An 18,960-nucleotide genomic window follows, 5' to 3' on the forward strand; every position below is an offset into this window, starting at 1 on the left:
CAAAATTACCCAAACTATATAAATCAATTTTATTACTTACTTTTTTATGGAAAAAAACTACTTATTGATTTTAAAGTTTTTAGTTTTTGTATGGCATTTTTGTCTGCAGAAAATGAAAGCTCTTTGGCTTTTTAAAAAGCAACCCAATTTAACAAGATACACGTTTGTAACTTGTTTCTTTTTATTTACTGTTTTATTGCAATCTCAAACAATAAAATATGTAACAGTAAACGGTTCCGGAAATAAAGACGGAAGTTCCTGGAGTAACGCTTCGGAGAACTTACAGAAAATGATTAGTTCATCAGAGAGTGGTACCCAAATATGGATTGCCAGAGGGACATATACTCCTAAAGTAGCTTTGGCGCCTAACGGCAGTGCACAGGACAGGAATAACACTTTTGGACTAAAAAAAGGTGTACAATTATATGGTGGTTTTATTGGTAATGAAAACAGTCTTTTACAGAGAAATATTACAGCAAATGAAACTATTCTTAGCGGAAATTTGGGTGGTGGAAATTTTGCACACCATGTGATACTTATTTATGCTCTTGAAGAAAATGAGAATTACTACTTAAACGGACTAACCATTAGTGATGGTAAGGCTGATTCATTAGAGTATTATAAAATATCTACAGAAACTAAGAAGAATTCTATTAACGATAATATCAAAGATAAATATCCGGATTGGTTTGTTTCGATGACAGAAAGCCCTTATTATAGTTATGCTTCGTTAGGTTTGCAACTTGCAGGATTTAGTGGCTTGCCTAGTATAGCTTCAATACCGGGAGGTGACATGGTAACAACGGAAATACTTAATACATCCTACCCTAAAAGTAATGGTGGGGCTATATACAACATAAAAGGGGTTTTAACATTAGAAAACGTAACCTTTAAAAATAATCAAGGTATAATTGGTGGGGCAATATGTTTACAGGAAGGTGCTCGAGCCACTTTTACTAACTGTATATTTTCTAATAATACAGCAACAGATAATGGAGGTGCAATTAGCAACAGCGACAGTTATTTGACTATTACAGGAGGAAATTTTAATACTAACAGTGCGCCTCTAGGGGGAGCTATTTCTGATTTAGATGGAAAATTTTTAAATCTAAGTAATGTAACATTTAGTAATAATCAAGCCTACACCACTAAAATTGGTGATGGATATGGAGGAGCTATTTACATTGAAAAAGTGAACAAGGATAATTCGTCATCAAGAATTATCAATAATTGTACTTTTAGCAATAACAGTGCGGAAGTTGCAGGTGTTCTTTATGCTGATGAAAATATTACTAATCTTAAAATTACAAATTCTACATTTAATGATAACAATGCTGTGATGACAGCAACTAACACACTCGCTGGAGGTGGAGGAGCTATTATGCTTCGCCGAGTTATAAATGCAGAAGTAACATCAAATAATTTTAGCAATAATAAAGCTTCAAAAAGTATAGGAGGAGTATTCTTATTGGTCGAAGCAAATGGAGTTAAATTTTCAGATAATACATTTTCAGGAAATGCGTCTTTGTTAGGAGGTGCTTTATCTTCACTTCAGAATAAAAATACTATTACTTTAACAGGAAATACATTTACAGGAAATAGTGCTACAGTGACAAGTAACTATGATGCTTCCGGATTAGGAGGTGCCATAGTGTCTATCAACGATAATAACATTAAAATCTCTGATAACATATTTACAGGAAATACTGCTGCGAAACAAGGAGGAGCAATAAATTTCGAAACAAATACGGTTAATTCTGTTGTTAGTAATAATACTTTCAAAACCAATAGTTCTACTATGTATGGAGGAGCAATATTTGCTAATGCTTCTGACAATAGTACTACTAAGCTAACAATAAACGGTAATAATTTCGAAGGTAACAGTTCTACTGAAAGAGGTGGGGGAATATTCTTAAATCAAGGTTCAATTGCAACTGATATATCCAATAATTCATTTATAGGAAATAAATCCTTTATAGGTGCTGTTGTAGATATCGAAAGTTCTGCAAAAAACCAATTTTTCAGTAATACGGTCAGAGGCAATGTTGGAAGCACAAATAATCAAAATGAATCGGGGAGTATAATTGCCACTATTAATGGGGTAAATAAATTCTATAATAATGTTTTTACCGGAAATGAAAGTTTTACAGCTGTTTTTTATGATAATTCAACTGTTGACTTTGTAAATAATACTATTTGGAACGAAAAGTTAGCGTATGGTATTTATATGTTTAGTAAAAACATTAAGCTTTATAATAATATTCTAGAAGAGCTTGGAGGGACAAGTACTTCAGCTGATGTTCAAAATAATGCTTTCAGGTATGATACTCCGAATAATTTTGTCACTAAAAAGAATAATATTCGTGAAACTAACCCGTATTTTGCTGATGTTGCTACTTTTAATTTTAATCTGACAGGTTGTAGTTCTATAATCAATAAAGGAAATAACGCATTATATTTAGCCGAATATTCCAGCACAGATTATTTAGGAAAGAACAGAAAAGTAAATACGATTGATATTGGGGCTTATGAAAATGAATTAGGCGCTTCCGGTAAAACAGCGCCAACAGTTGCTTCAACACAAGCTTTTTGTAATGAAGCTATTGTAAACGATTTAAAAGCAACAGGATCAAACATAAAATGGTACAGCCAGGCTTCAGGAGGAACTCAATTAGCGAGCAATACATCTTTAGTTTCGGGTACTACCTATTATGCAAGTCAGACTGTTAACGGTTGTGAGAGCGACAGAGCAAGTGTTACGGTATCTATAAGTTCTACTGAGGCACCAACAGCACAATCTCCACAAAACTTTATTATTGGTCAGCCAGGATCTAAAATTGTGGTAAATGGAAGTAATTTAAAATGGTATACACAAGAAAAAGATGGTACAGCATTAACAATGCCGCCTTCTTTAAATATGTCATCTGAAAATTCTGCTACTTATTGGGTTAGCCAGACCAATGCTAATAATTGCGAAAGTATTAGAACTAAAATAGTTGTAAATGTAACCAAGATACCTCTTACAATTAAAGCTATTAATAAGGTAAAAGTATTTGATGGAAATGTTTATGGAAATGGTAATTATACGGTAACATATTCTGGTTTTGAGTCTGGTGATAGTCAGGCAAATAGTATTTCCGGAACTCTTGCTTTTTCAGGTGATGCCGTTACTGCAACTGAGCCGGGTATCTATAAAATTATTCCTCAGGGTATTACCTCTACTAAATACACTGTTTTGTATGATGAAGGAACGTTAGAAATTAAATCGAATTTAATTTTAAATGATAACATTTTATATGTAAAACAAAACGGAAACGGAGATGGTACTTCATGGAATAGTGCCTTAAGCAATTTGGAAGTGGCTTTAACAAAAGCTTCTAATATTAACTCCGTACATACAGATGATAATGATCCTAAAAAGGTTAAAAAAATATTTGTAGCTAAGGGAACTTATCAATTGGCTTCAGGAAAATCATATATAATGCCTAAGAATGTAGAAATATATGGTGGATTTGATCCTGATAATGCTATTACAAACCTAACACATCAACGTATTACCGGTAATTTGAATGATGGAAGTATTTTAAAAGGAAATAATGCATCGGTTATTAAAAATGATGATAATAGCTTAACCGGCAATGCTCTTTTAAACGGTTTTACCATTACTGGCGGTAATGCAACTAATGGAGGTGGTATCTACAATAAAAAAGTAACAGCAAAATTTGAAAACTGCATTATAAGATCAAATAATGCTACTACAAATGGAGGTGCTGTTTATAATGAAAATGCTAATACAACATGGATTAACTGTTTGATTGTTAGTAATACAGCTCCAAACGGTGCGTCTTTGTACAACAATGCATCGTTGCCAACACTTCTTAATGCTACGATAGCTGATAATACAGGTGCACAAGGAGCAGCATTGTATAATGCAAATGGTTCTTCTGCAAGAATTGTAAATACAGTTAGTGTAAAAAATAATACAGATATTGTTAATAATACCAGTAATCCTACTTATGAAAATAGTTTAATTCAGGGGGTATTTGGTTTTACTGGCACAACTACGATTTTTGATGCAAATTATTCGTTATTAACGAATAGTGCAGCTCTAAATGCCGGTAAAAATAATGTGGTTAACCTTGTTTTACCAGCTAAAGATTTAAAAGGCAAATCCCGTATTATTGATACTACTGTGGATATAGGAGCTTTTGAGAGAAATAAAGTTCAAACCATAACAGCGGCTGCTCTTACAAAAAAATACGGAGATGAGCCATTTACACACGGTACAGCATCAAGCGGATTACCATTAGAATATACCTCTGGTAATACTTCTATTGCTATAATAGAAAACGGAAAAATTAAGCCCGTAGGTACCGGAACAGCAACTATAACCCTAAAACAATCAGGAAATGACAGCGAATATGATGCTGCATCTCCAATAGACTTCATATTAACTGTAAATAAAGCAGCATTAACTGTAACAGCAGATAATAAATTATTTTTCGAAAATGGTTCTGTATTTAAAGACTTTTCTGTGAATTATACTGGGTTTGTTCTAGGAGATACTCCAAGTACAGCTTTGGTGGGTGCAATAGCTTATAGCGGTACAGCTGTAACTGCAACCACTATAGGTAACTACGTTATAACTCCCTCTGGATTAACATCTTTAAATTATAATATTACTTACAATAATGGTAGGCTAACAATTGAGTCTGATGTTCAATTAACAGATGGTACAATATACGTTAGAAAAGGAAGTGCTGGAAAAGGGACTTCTTGGGATGATGCATTAGGAGAAGTTGCTGAGGGATTAAAATTAGCACACTCACTTAACACTAGTACTAGACCAAATGTTACTAAGGCTAATAAAATATATGTGGCTAAAGGGACTTATGCTCCAAAATACAGTCCTAAAGACAGTGCTAACTTTGCGGATGAAGATACAGACAATAGTTTTTTATTAGTAGATGGTGTAAAAATTTATGGAGGTTTTGATGGATCTATTGCTAATGAAAGCATATCCAACAGACAAATTCAAAAGAATAAAACTATTTTAGATAGTTATAATCCAGTAACACAAAATAGAGTACATCACATTGTTATTGCTTCTAACTCTACAGGAGACAACGAAATAGATGGATTTACCATTATGAATGGTGCGGGAGGCTTTGGATCATGGATGGGGGCCGGTGCGACAATGACCATAAAGGGTAAGCCAATTACCCAGGCATTTGGTTCAGCTATTCGTGTACACAGTTCTAACCTTAATATAAAAAACTGTATTATTACTGGAAATTCCTCTGGTAACCAAGCAGGTGCTATGTATATAACGGATGTGTCAAATGTATCTGTTTTTAATACGCTTTTTTATAATAATACCGCAGATCATTATGGGGCATTAGGTACCTCTATGATGATATTAGAAGCTAATGTGAAAATTTATAATTCTACTTTTGGAGATTCGCAGAATGCATTTCAAATTGTTACTGATCATGCCAATGCTAATTTGCAAGTATATAACTCAATATTTAGATATTTCGCTGATCCTAATCATAATGATATAAAAAAATCGAAAGGAACAATTACCGTTAATAACTCCTTTCTACCTAATGCAGAAACTTTTTATAGTAGTAATGGCTTTGTGTTAGCCAATAACATCTATAATGTAGACCCTGGTTTTATTGATGTTAACACTAATAATTTTGCTTTAAAAACAAGCTCTGTAGTTGTCGATAAAGGAGACAATTCGTTTTATAACACCGCTATTTATCATGATAAAGATATTGCAGATGATAAACGTGTTCAGAATAGTACAATAGACATGGGATGCTTTGAATCTAAGCTACCTCAAACTATTACAACATCTGATTTAACCAAAAATTATGGAGATTCAGATTTTGTTAATGCAGCTGTAACAGTAAATACTGGCTTACCGTTAACTTATACCAAAAGTAGTAACACTACTGTTGCTGCTATTGTAGATGGTAAAATTCATGCACAAAATACAGGTACAACTACAATTACTGTTGCCGTAGCAGGTAATGAAACTTATGCTCCAACAGAAAAAACCTTTGTTTTAACTGTAGCAAAAGCAAACTTAACTGTAAAAGCAAACGATAAGACTAAACTTGCTAATAATTTAGCAATGACAAATGCGGATTATGATGTAAGTTATACTGGTTTTGTTAACGGTGATGATCGTTCTAAGCTGACAGGATCATTAGTATACTCAGGTAATGCTATAGGTAAAACAGATGTTGGTATATATACAGACGGGATAATTCCAGGTGGTTTATCTTCCAATAATTATAATTTTATTTACACTGCAGGAACTTTAAAAATACTACCTAATACTACATTAACAAATAACACACTATATGTAAAACAAGGTAATGTTGGTGGTGATGGTTCTTCATGGCAATTAGCGTTAAACGATTTGTCATTAGCTTTACGTTATGCTACCATTTTGAATAACAATACACCAAACACTGTCAATAAAATTTATGTTGCTAAAGGTACTTATACACCAAAATATAGTGCAAGAGATAACTCCAACTTTATTAATGAAGGAAGAGACAACAGTTTCTTACTATTAGACGGCGTAAAACTATATGGAGGTTTTGACGGGAATATTGCTGATGAAGCTATAACTGACAGACGCATTCAGGAGAATAAAACGATTTTGGATGGTCAATCTACAATTAACCATATTATTACAGTTTCTAATTCAACAGGTAATAACGAGATAGATGGTTTTGCTATCTTAAAAGGTGCGGCGGCAAGTGCAGCACAAGGTTCTGAAGGAAATGTGACTGTTAATGGAAAATCTATTACCAGAGAATATGGTGGAGGAATACGTGTACACAGTTCTAACGTTATTGTAAAAAACTGTACTATTGCAGAAAATTCTTCAGGTTTTAGAGCTGGTGGTATGTATATTACAGATAATTCTAATGTTTCAATATACAATACACTCTTTTACGGTAATTTAGCTTATAACGCTGGAGCACAAGGAACTTCAATAGCAATAAATGATGCCATTGTAAAAATTGTGAATACTACTTTTGGAGATAACATCAGTAATTCAGCTCATATTTTTACTAATGGTACTTCAAACTTAGAAGTATTCAATTCTGCTTTTAGAGATATTTCGGGTAACAATGACATAAATAGAACAGGAGGGACAGTTACAGTTAAGAATTCTTTACTGTCTAAAGCTCAGTCTGTATACGCTTCAATGGCATTAGCCAATAATTTTTATGCACAACCAGTTGATTTTGTTGATGCAAATGCAAATAACTTTGCTTTAAAAACAACTTCTCCAGCAATCAACAAAGGAGATAATGCACTGTATAATACACTAATTGGAGGTAATAAAGATATTGCAAATAACAATCGTATTCAGAGTACTACAATAGATATGGGATGTTATGAGTCCAAAATATTACAAACTATTGTTGTCGATGATATCACCAAAAAATATACAGATGCTGAATTTGTAACAGGAACTGCATCAAGTGGTCTGTCGCCAATTACCTATAGTAGTGATAATAAAAATATAGCATACATTACAAAAGATAATAAAATTCAGATCACAGGGGTTGGTCAAGCTACAATAACAGTTGCTCAAAATGGGAATGAAATCTATGCTCCGGCAACTAAAACCTTTAAACTTACGGTTGGAAAAGGAGACTTTACTGCCACTTTAAACACGCAAACATATACTTATGATGGTACTGCAAAATATCTGAATGTTTCAGCTTTACCGGCAGGGGCAAGTGTGTCTTATGAAGGGAATGGACAAATAAATGCAGGAGACTATACTGTTAAAGCAATTATTAACGGAGGTGAATATTATAATGATATTACATTGTCTAATACACTTAAAATTAATAAAAAGAACCTTTCAGGTATTTCATTTCCGTCAAATACATTTACTTATGATGGTTTTGATAAACATCCTGAAGTATCGGGAACTTTACCTGAAGGTGTAAGTGTGGTTTATTCAAACACTCAAAAGAATGCTGGTTTTTATAGCAATGTAAAAGCTGCAATTTCAGGTTCAAATTACAATGTACTTGAATTATTTACTTCTATGACTATTAATAAAGGAGATCTTCCGGGCGCACTGTTTTTATTAGAAAAAGAAGAAATTTATGATGGTACTCCTAAACGATTATCGCTTGACGGAATACTTCCTGATGGTGCTACAGTAAGTTATACCAATAATGATAATATCAATGTTGGGACTTATAATGTTACAGTTAATATTAACGGAGGCGTAAATTATAATAACAAACAGCTTAATGCCAAATTAACAATTTTAAAAGGCAACTTAACGGATAATTTCGTTTTAGCATCTAACACTTTTGTTTATGATGGCAGCGAAAAATCATTAGCTATTCAGGGTACTCTTCCTAATCAGGTGTCTGTAAGTTATACAAATAACAACAAAACAGATGTTGGTACTTATAGAGTTTATGCTGTATTAAGCAAACCAAATTATAACGATAAAACAGTAGAAGCCGATTTAATTATAGAACCAAAAACGATAAATGCTAAAGTAAAAGGTGAAATATCAAAAGTTTATAATGGTTCTGCTGTCGTAGCATTAAATGCCGATAATTTTACTTTAGAAGGTGTTGTTGACGGTGACAATGTAGTATTGGATAATCCTGCTGCCGGTGATTTAGATAATAAAAATGTGGGAGAAAATAAATCAGTTACAATTAATGGTTTAAAGTTATCCGGAACCGATTCTAAAAACTACACATTAAACGCTACCTCTTTAGTGGCTAATATAGGTATCGTTAAGTCTAAAAAAATTGAGGCTTCATTAAAAGGAAACATAACCAAAACTTTTGACGGAACAACTGATGCTGTTTTATCAAATAGTAATTTTGATCTTAGCGGAGTTTTAGAAAATGAAGTTGTGACCTTAAACCATCCGTCTTTAGGAGCGTATGATACAAAAGATGTTGGAAAAAATAAAACGGTTACAGTTAACAATCTGACAATTGGAGGAAATGATGTTTCAAATTATACATTAAACGCTCAAACAACTTCGGCTCAAATAGGTGAAATTGCTATTAAAGCAATTACAGTTACGGCTAATGTTGCACAAGCCAAAGTGTATGGCGATATTGAACCTGTTTTAAGCTACACTGTAACTCCTGGTTTAATAAGTGGAGATTCGTTTACAGGAACTTTGGAAAGAACAACAGGAGAAGATGTAGCAACTTATGCAATTGCACAAGGAACATTAAGTGCAGGAACCAATTATAGTATTACCTATGTACCAGCAAATTTTGCTATAAAGGCAAAACCAATTACTGTAACAGCTGATGCTTCTCAAACAAAAGTGTATGGTGCAGCAGATCCAATTTTTACTTATTCGGTTTCACCGAGTTTAGTCGGAAATGATACTTTCTCAGGTGTTTTAAATAGAGCAACCGGAGAGAATATTGGAAATTATGCTATTGGACAAGGAACGTTGACTGCAGGTAATAATTATGCCATTACTTATATTGGTAAAAACTTTGTAATTACTGGAAAGACAATTACAGTTACTGCTGATTCGCAAACTAAAGTATATGGAGAAGATGATTCAGCTTTAACCTATTCATTTGCACCAGCTTTAGAAAGTGGAGATTCATTCACAGGAACTTTATCAAGAGATTCAGCAGAAAATATTGGTAAATATGCTATTACAAAAGGAAGTTTGAGTGCAGGTTCTAATTATACCATTAATTATATAGATGGAGATTACACGATTACACCAAAACCTATCACAGTAACGGCTAATGCTTCTCAAAAGAAAGTTTACGGAACAACAGATCCAGCTCTTGGTTATTCGGTTTCACCAGCTTTAGTAGGAAATGATACTTTTAAAGGAGCTTTATCCCGAGAAGTTGGACAGAATATCGGAACTTATGCTATCAACCAAGGAGACTTGAGCGCCGGATCTAATTACACAATGACTTTTGAAAGTAAAGATTTTGAAATTACACCAAAAGAAATCACTGTAACTGCCGATGCTTCACAAGTAAAAGTCTATGGCGATATTGATCCTGTTTTAACTTATACTTCAAGTGAAGCTTTGGTAACGGGAGATACTTTTAACGGAAGTTTAAGCAGAGTAAGTGGCGAGGATGTTGGAACTTATAACTATACTATTGGAAGTTTATCAGCAGGATCGAACTATATTGTAACTTTGGTTGGTTCAGACAGCTTTGGTATTACGGCAAAACCAATTACCGTAACAGCTTATGATTCTCAAACTAAAGTTTACGGAACATTGGATCCGGCTCTTACTTATTTAGTTTCACCGAGTTTAGTCGGAAATGATACTTTCTCAGGTCTTTTAGAAAGAAGAATAGGAGAGAATGTTGGAACTTATGCTATCGGACAAGGAACGTTGAATGCAGGTAACAATTATGCTATTACATACATAGGCAAAGATTTTGAAATTACAGCCAAAGCAATTGCGGTTACAGCTGCTTCACAAACTAAAGTTTATGGAGAAGATGATTCAGCTTTGACCTATTCATTCGTACCAGCTTTAGAAAACGGAGATTCATTTACAGGAAATTTATCCAGAGTTTTGGGAGAAAACATTGGTAATTATGCAATAGGACAAGGGACTTTGAGTGCAGGATCTAATTACACTATTAATTATGTAGGTAAAGATTATAGAATCACAGCCAAACCTATCACAGTAACGGCTAATGCTTCTCAAAAGAAAGTTTATGGTTCAGTTGATCCGGCTTTTAGTTATTCGGTTTCACCAAATTTAATTGGAAACGATAGTTTCACAGGAGCTTTAGAAAGAGCAACGGGAGAAAATGTTGGTTCTTACGCTATCAAACAAGGAGATTTGAGCGCCGGATCTAATTATACAATGACTTTTGAGAGTAAAGATTTTGAAATTACACCAAAAGCAATCACTGTAACTGCCGATGCTTCACAAGCAAAAGTATATGGCGATGTTGATCCTGTTTTAACTTATACTTCAAGTGAAGCTTTGTTAACTGGAAATACTTTTACAGGAAGCTTAATGAGAGTAAATGGTGAAAACGTTGGAACTTATAAATATACTATTGGTAATTTATCAGCAGGAGCCAACTATAGTATAACTTTGATTGGTTCAGACAGCTTTGGTATTACTGCGAAACCAATTACCGTAATGGCTGATGCTTCTCAAACCAAAGTATACGGAACAGTAAATCCTGTTTTGACTTATTCGGTTTCACCAGCTTTAGTTGGAAATGATACTTTCTCAGGTACTTTAGATAGAGCAATTGGAGAGAATGTAGGATCTTATGCAATAGGACAAGGAACCTTGACTGCAGGTAACAATTATGTCATTACCTATACGGGCAAAGACTTTGAAATTACCAAAGCAGATCAGGTAATTACGTGGAATCAAACGTTAGTTTCGAATTGTGATGGAGCAACTACAACTGTGTTAACGGCTATTTCAAATAGTGGATTACCAATAAATTATGCTTCTTCTAATGAGAATGTGGTAACGATTTCTAATGATCAATTAATCTTTAACAATCCTGGTTCAGGAACTATTACAGCTTCTCAGGCAGGTAATAACAATTACAATGCGGCTGAAAATATAACATTACCAGTTTTAAATAGCCAGCCAAATTTAATTAAGCAACAGTTTGACAATGTTATTTTCTTTGACAACAGCTCAAAAGAATTTAAGTCCTATACGTGGTACAAAGACGGAGTTCTGGTCGCAGGTCAAACTTTGCAATATTATAAAGAAGTTGGAGGTTTAAACGGAACATATTACGCAGTTGCAACAAAACTAGACGGAACGGTAATAACTTCTTGTCCATTAACCATATCATCAACAGGAATAATTGAGACAGTTAGAATTTATCCTAATCCAGTTAAAGCTAATGGTAGTTACCAATTGATTACCAATTTAGATGCTGCTAAAATGATAAATGCCCGCGTTGAGGTATTTGGAATAAGTGGATCATTGGTAGATCAAAAAACAACCAATGAAAACGAGACTACTTTACTGGCTCCGGCTGTTGAAGGTATCTATATTGTAAGGATGACTTTAGCAAACGGTAAAACATTTACAAAAAACCTTTTAGTGAAAAACTAAATAATGAAAGAGTATGAAGTCCCCATTATTTATAAATGGGGATGGATTATTCTGGTAAAATATAACATGTATGAAATTTAATAGTAAACATATATTAGGATTTATATTAATGCTGTTTTCTACAGTTGCAACTGCTCAGTTTTACGTAGGTGTACAAACAGGAGCTGCTAATCTTGAAAGCGATGTAGCAGGAACAGTAGCCGAAACAAAAATGGGAGGAGCTGTAAAAGCAGGATATATTTATTCCTTTACAAAAAATATCGGAATTGGATCAGGAGTAGAATTTTCGCAATATAAGCAAAATGTATCTTTGGTCTCTTCTTCTACAACACTGACAAATTATGAAGTAGATGCTTCCGGTTCGGCATTTATTTATAACGTAACTACCAGTAATTACAAAGAAAAACAAACATTGCAAGCCCTTCAAATTCCGCTTTTTCTTCAATTTAAAATGAACATTAATAAAGGGATTGATTTTAATTTCAGAGGAGGAGTAAAGTATTTTTTACCTGTTAGTTATAAAATAAAAGCGACAGCAGATAATGTAACCGGTACAGCTTATTATCCTGATTTTAATTTGTCAATTGATGATTTACCTGAATATGGAATAGGGCAGGAAAGCAGTTATTCTGCATCAGGAGAATACGAAACAAAGGGAATTTTAATGAGTTCTTTTGAATTGGGATTTACATTCGATATAACAAAAAAGAATGCTCTGTATGTAGCCATGTTTGTCGAAAACGGATACGGAACGATACTTGATCAAAAAAATAATCAGTCTTACGTAGGTTTTAATCCGACGTCTACAAACAATAGAAAAGCAAATGGTTTATACAGCACAGAACAGAATGCTAAAATTACACCGGCAGCATTTGGTTTGACATTAGGGTGGAATTTTAAATAAAATGATAAAGTCAAGGTAAAGTCAAAATTACAGAAATTTATTCCATCCGACATTTACCGATAATTAAGATTTAAGTAATCTAACATAAAAAACAACTTTCGGGTTGTTTTTTTGTTTTCAAAATATATTAAAGAAAAAAACTGCCCAACCTCGTGTTATAAGTGGCTGTAAAGCATGAAACAACTGTTAAAGTAGTTTTATGTTAATTTTTTTATAAAATAAAATCTATATTTTTTTAATTTAGCGCTTCAATAAGCCCAGTTTCCAAAATGACTTTCTGTACAAAAAAAATTAGACTCTTTTTTGTGTTATGTGCCTTTGTTTTTTTTACAAAATTACAAGCTCAAAAAGTAGGCTCTCCATTAGGAGGCTTAATAACTAATATAGAATCTGCAGTAACCAAAGAAGATAATCCTAAGAAAAAAGACACTTTAGAATTAAAAAAAAGACTGGCTTTTTTAAAAGAATCATCCGATAAAAAAAATAATATTTTATATCATGCGCTGTTAGCAAATGGATATTCTGTTTTTTTTGACAGGATAAACAGAAAAAGTGAGTATTATTATTTGAAATCTATTGAAGAAGCTAAAAAAAGTAATGATTTAAGTCTTAAAATCTGGACACAGATAAACTACTCAAAGTACTTGTATTTTTATTGCCAGATAGATAAACTTCTTCCTATCGTTCTCAAAACAATGGAAGAAAGTAATCAGATTGATGCTTCAGAAATGATTTTACCAGCAGAGACTTTTCAATTTTTTGGCTGGATAATGCTTACTGTAGAAGATAGTTCAGCTATCAGTTTTTTAAAGAAATCAATGCAGTACATACAAGAATCATCTCCTGAATCTGCAAGTGTTTTAAATGCAATAGGCAACTGTTATTTCAAAAATAAAGATTTTACAAATGCAATGCTTTATTTTGATAAATCTGAAGCTATGGCATTAAAAATAAAAGATACGATAAGATATGCTAAAGTATTAGGAGATAAAGCACTTGTTTATGATGAAAAAGGTGAAGTAAATACGGCTCTCCATCTTTTAAAACAGGATATAGCATATTCTCAGAAATTCAAAAATGAAAAAAATGAGATGTATGCTTCCATATTATTAGCAAAAATTCTGCTGAAATTAAACAATAAAAACGAAGCCGAAAAAATACTGGAAAGAGCTGAGGAAATTGCCGGTACTAAATCATACTACAGAAGTTCATTAAAAGAAATAATAGAATTAAAGCTGCTGCTTTTAAACGGGGCAAATGTTCAAAAGGAATTGATCTTAAGGAGACAGCTTAAACAGCTTGATGAGTATTTACTTAAAACAAACGGTAATGCCGTATTAAAGCGATCCAACTGGCTTATTCAAAAAAAGAAATACGAAAGCGAAACTAAAGAAATCCGATTACAATTAGAACAGGGAGAAAGAATTAGAAATATCGGTATTTTGATTTTGATCTCAACAATACTGTCAAGTGGAGTAGCTTACACTTTTTTAGCTAAAAGACTAGAAGCAAAAGCAGAAAAGTTTGAAGAATATGAAAGTGATCGTTTGGCATTTGAAGAAAAACTCAAAAATGCAAGTTCTAATATGAATAGCTATGCAGAGAATCTTCAAAGTAAAGAAAAACAGATTGCAATTTTAGAAGATGAACTGGAGGAAATTAAAAGTTCTGCTGCAAAACACATAGATGAAGAAAAAGATAAACTTCGGGAAATGCTCAGTTCTCATCTTATGACAGATGAAAACTGGAGCGCTTTTAAACAAGAGTTTATAAAACAGCACAGTTCTTTTTATAATACTATAATGGAAAATTTTCCTGAGTTAAAAGAATCGAATCTTAAAATAATAATGCTTCAAAAACTAAATCTAAACAATTATGAGATGTCTAACTTGTTAGGCGTTACAGTAGATGCAGTCAAAAAAAGCAAGCAGCGATTAAAGAAAAAATTAGGCGATAAATATGATCTCTTGTTTGAAATGATAGATTATAATAGCTAAATGTATCAAATGTATTGGTCGACAATTATTACATAAAACATTTATAGATTATCAATGAATGGTATTAGTATCGAATAGCCCGAAGGCTGGTTTATTTGAGAAAAAAGATATTTGATTTAAAAGAAAAAAAAAGAATCTGTCCTGTTGGGCAGATTCTTTTTAAGTTTATAATAGCAATGTATTTGTTATCTCAATCTTCCAACAAATATTAAACTACCACCAATTGCTTCAGAAACAGCTTCAAATTCAGCAGCTCCTTTTTGCTTTAAAAGACTGAATTTACCATCAGGAGCAGTGATATTACCATAATATTCTACACCATCAATTGTACCAACTGTATAAACAGTACCATATTTTTCAAAAGAAGTAAAAGGCTCAACTTTTAGCGTTTTTAAATCTACAAGTGCAAATTTCGTTGGAGCATTGTACCAGTCAGCTGGTTTTGCCGGTGGCGTAAAAGTATTGTCAAGATACTGTGCAAGAGCTTTATCTCCATGTACATAAGCAACTACGTTTACTGAATGTGCATTTAGAGGTGCTTTTAAATCTACGAAAAAGTTAGGATCAAATGTTCCGTTAGGATTTACCTTTAAAAGTGCGCCCGCAGGAGGAGCACTAGTTACAGTACTGTAATCCAGTGACAGAGATGTAGCACGTGAAGGTCTGTAGTACAAAGTACCATCATTTCCTTTTGCAAACGTATCATAACCCATTGACATACGAGTATCTTTAACATAAGTAACCACTTTTGAAGCGATATCAAAAACCGCAATTTGAGCATATTGTGGAAACTTATTAAAATCAGTTGGTGTTGCCGCTACAGGTAAAATGATTTTTTTTGCAGAAGTCACATAGCTCATGTAAGTAGATGTTTTAACATCAGCATCGTTGCTTAATGGTAATGGAGTAACAGTTATAGTTTCAGTTATAGTCATAGTTGCCGGATTGAACTTAATAATTTTTCCATCATTTAAAGCGAAAAAATAAGCTTCTGTTTCAGATACGAAAGCAGGTGGTCCAAAAGTACCGCTTACACCAGTGCCGGCAAGACTTAAAGCGTCTGCACTCGAAATTTTCATATCATTACTTACATTGTATTTGGTTAAAGTCGAAGCCGTACCATTCCAAACGTAAGGATGTTCGCCATAAGAATAGATTGTTGCACCCGGACCAATCTCAGTCATCGTTTTGTAATCAAGAGTAGAAGGGAATTTATCATATGCTCCTAAATAAAAAACCCTTCCTGAAGGAGTATTTACACGAACTGATGCAATAACAGCCGGATTATTACCCTGACCTTCATCAGTTTTGTTGTCATCTGAACTACATGATGTTAAAGCAAATACCGAACACATTATTGCAGCAACGGTATACTTTGTAAAAAATCGATTTGTTTTCATACTTATCGGTTATATAATTAATTAAAATTGAGTTACTAATTTGATGTTAAATGATCTTCCTGGTTTTTGTACACCAAAAAAGTCATAGTTTTTTTCATTGCTTAAGTTTTGAATTTCTGCAGTTATGGCATATTTTAAACTAGTAAAGCTGCTATGATAAGTCGTGCCAAGATCAAATGTCTGCTGACTTGGGATAACAAATGGATTTACAGAAGCGCTTTCCCAGCTTCTGAAAAATTCATACACATATCTTGCATCAAGAAAAAGAGATAACTTATCCGACTTGCCAATTAGGTTACGAAAAGAATAATTAGCACCTCCATTGGCAAAAAAGTACGGCTGATTAGGTACTCTGTCTCCTTTGTAAGCCGCAAATATTCCTTCGTCTGAATCATTATAAAAGTGCTGGTAGGTACTATTGGCATGAAAGGAAAGTTTATCATTTTTAGAAGTCCAGCTTCCTGAAACTTCAATTCCTTTAGAAGTTGCAGCAAATACATTCTGGAAAGTATTGTTACGGTCTAAGCTCGGCACAAATAAGATTTGATTGTCTATTTTTCTTAAAAAGACATTGGTTTGAACCTGCCAGTTACTTCTCTCATAATTTTCTTTGGACTTAAAGAAAAGCTCAAAATTAACGTTATGGCTTCGCTCCGGTTTTAGGTTCATATTACCTTGTATAAATTGCCCGTCTCCAAATAATTCATCTGTTTGGGGCAAACGTGTAGCGTATTCATAGGTTAATCTGGTAGAAAATTGTTCATTGAATTTAAAACGAAACCCATTTCCAAAACCAAAATAGTTCACGCTTCTGTTTTCTTTGATTACGGAGTTGTTGGAAGGGATTTTCTCTTCAGAATTTACTTTTTGCAGGTAATTTTTAACGAATAAAAGATTCTCTAATTTTTCATTAAATGCATTTATTTTAAAGTCTGCACCATTAACCCATGTAAATAATTCTCTTACAGCGGTCGCTGGATCATATCCGGTAATAAGTCTGTCGTCTCCGGTTTGTTTAGAATAAGTGGGAGCTGAAGTGAAACTTAAGGCATATTGGTTATTGATTTTCCATGAAGCTTTCAAACGGGAAAAAACATCATTATTCCAAGTGTAAGTATCGCTTGGTCCGGTAGATTCTGAAATCTCTCCGCTTACATTTCCGGCAGAACCTTCAATACGTTCGCCATACCAATTGTAGACATAATCAGATACATCTGTAAACTGACGTTCTCTGTAATTGTATCCTGAGACAAAATCTAACATAAAATTTTCACCAAATTCATTGCGATAGGTAAGGACAGTTCCAGCCGATTTGCGATACGTCATGACCTCTCCGTAAGGAACTCCAACCATTAATTGATTGTGTTGAATTTCTTTTGTGTAATCAGTGTAAAAACCTTCGATGCTCAATTGTTTTGCCCAGATTCTGTCTTTAAAACCCGTCATTAACTGTACTCCGAAACCGTCGTATGCATCATGAAATCTTGGTACGGTTACTTTTTTAATCTTACCAAGATTATCAGCAACATCCACATCTACTTTATAATTGTTTTTGGAGGTATCATAAAAACCGCTTCCTTTTATAAAAAATCCGGTCTTTTCATTGTAATTATTAAGTATCAAAGAAGTTCGGTAGGTTCCAAAAGATCCCGCCTGAGCCGAAAAAGAACCACTAAAACCGGATTTAATTCTTGGAGTGATTAAATTAACAGCACCACCAAGAGCATCTGCTCCAAATTCAATTGGAACCACTCCCTTATATACTTCAACACGATCAATTAAATTAACAGGAACCGTCGAAATTCCGAAAGTATAACCGTGATATTCCAACGGAATACCATCTAAGAAGAAACGAATTTGATTGCCTGTTAGTCCATTCATCGAAAAGTTTGTTCTGGAACCTAAACCACCGGTACGCCTAACATTTATACCCTGAGTTTGTGAAAGTACTTCTCCTAAATCTGTCGTTTTAAATTTAGCTTCCCGCATTTCTATTACAGAAACGGCTTGTGCAGTTTCTTCTTTTTTTATTTTTTCAGATTTACTTTTTACTACTACATCATTTAATTTCTCTGCGTTGTTCGATGTTTTTGCTGTTTTTTCTAAAATAATGTCAACAGAAATAGTTTGAGAATTTTCTAAAACAACGGAATGCTTTTTTGAAATGTATTCCTCTGAGCTAACTTCAATAGTATATCTACCATTTACCAGATTTTCTATCTGATAAAATCCGTTAGTATTTGTTTTTGCAATTGTTTCTGTGCCTAAAAGCTGAACAGTAACTCCTGATAATGGACTTCCTGATTCATTACTTACTTTACCTGATATTTTGTTTTGTCCTAGTAAAAATGTCGACGAAAAAATAAAGAGCAACGCTATTTTGAGTTTCATGAAATACGATTAGATTTTGTATTGTTTTTATTTAGAATGAATAAAAACAATACGAAAGTATGAAATTATTTATTAATAATATACTAAGAGTATATAAAAAATGTAATAATGAATCTGATGTGGGTTTGGTAGAAT

At 33.3% G+C, this 18,960-nt stretch carries 5 protein-coding genes; 3 read left to right on the forward strand and 2 right to left on the reverse strand.

Features of this window, described 5'->3' with window-relative positions:
* Positions 1-46 precede the first annotated feature (46 nt).
* From HYN56_RS16640 to HYN56_RS16650, 3 genes are all read left to right on the forward strand, one after another.
* Positions 47-12,133, forward strand: coding sequence for an MBG domain-containing protein (locus HYN56_RS16640; RefSeq protein WP_146194603.1), 12,087 nt, complete (start codon positions 47-49; stop codon positions 12,131-12,133).
* A gap of 70 nt (positions 12,134-12,203) precedes the next feature.
* On the forward strand, positions 12,204-13,037 hold the full coding sequence (locus tag HYN56_RS16645) for a hypothetical protein (RefSeq protein WP_146194604.1): 834 nt from the start codon (positions 12,204-12,206) through the stop codon (positions 13,035-13,037).
* Between the two features lie 269 nt (positions 13,038-13,306).
* Positions 13,307-15,034: a tetratricopeptide repeat protein gene (locus tag HYN56_RS16650; RefSeq protein ID WP_109193209.1), complete on the forward strand. Its 1,728-nt coding sequence runs from the start codon at positions 13,307-13,309 to the stop codon at positions 15,032-15,034.
* Between the two features lie 185 nt (positions 15,035-15,219).
* Here HYN56_RS16650 and HYN56_RS16655 read toward each other — a convergent pair whose 3' ends face one another.
* On the reverse strand, positions 15,220-16,434 hold the full coding sequence (locus HYN56_RS16655; protein WP_109193210.1) for a hypothetical protein: 1,215 nt from the start codon (positions 16,432-16,434) through the stop codon (positions 15,220-15,222).
* A 21-nt stretch (positions 16,435-16,455) separates the two neighbouring features.
* Positions 16,456-18,825, reverse strand: a complete 2,370-nt coding sequence (locus HYN56_RS16660) for a TonB-dependent receptor (RefSeq protein WP_109193211.1) — start codon at positions 18,823-18,825, stop codon at positions 16,456-16,458.
* Positions 18,826-18,960: the final 135 nt, after the last annotated feature.

The organism is Flavobacterium crocinum, from assembly GCF_003122385.1.
Lineage (GTDB): Bacteria > Bacteroidota > Bacteroidia > Flavobacteriales > Flavobacteriaceae > Flavobacterium > Flavobacterium crocinum.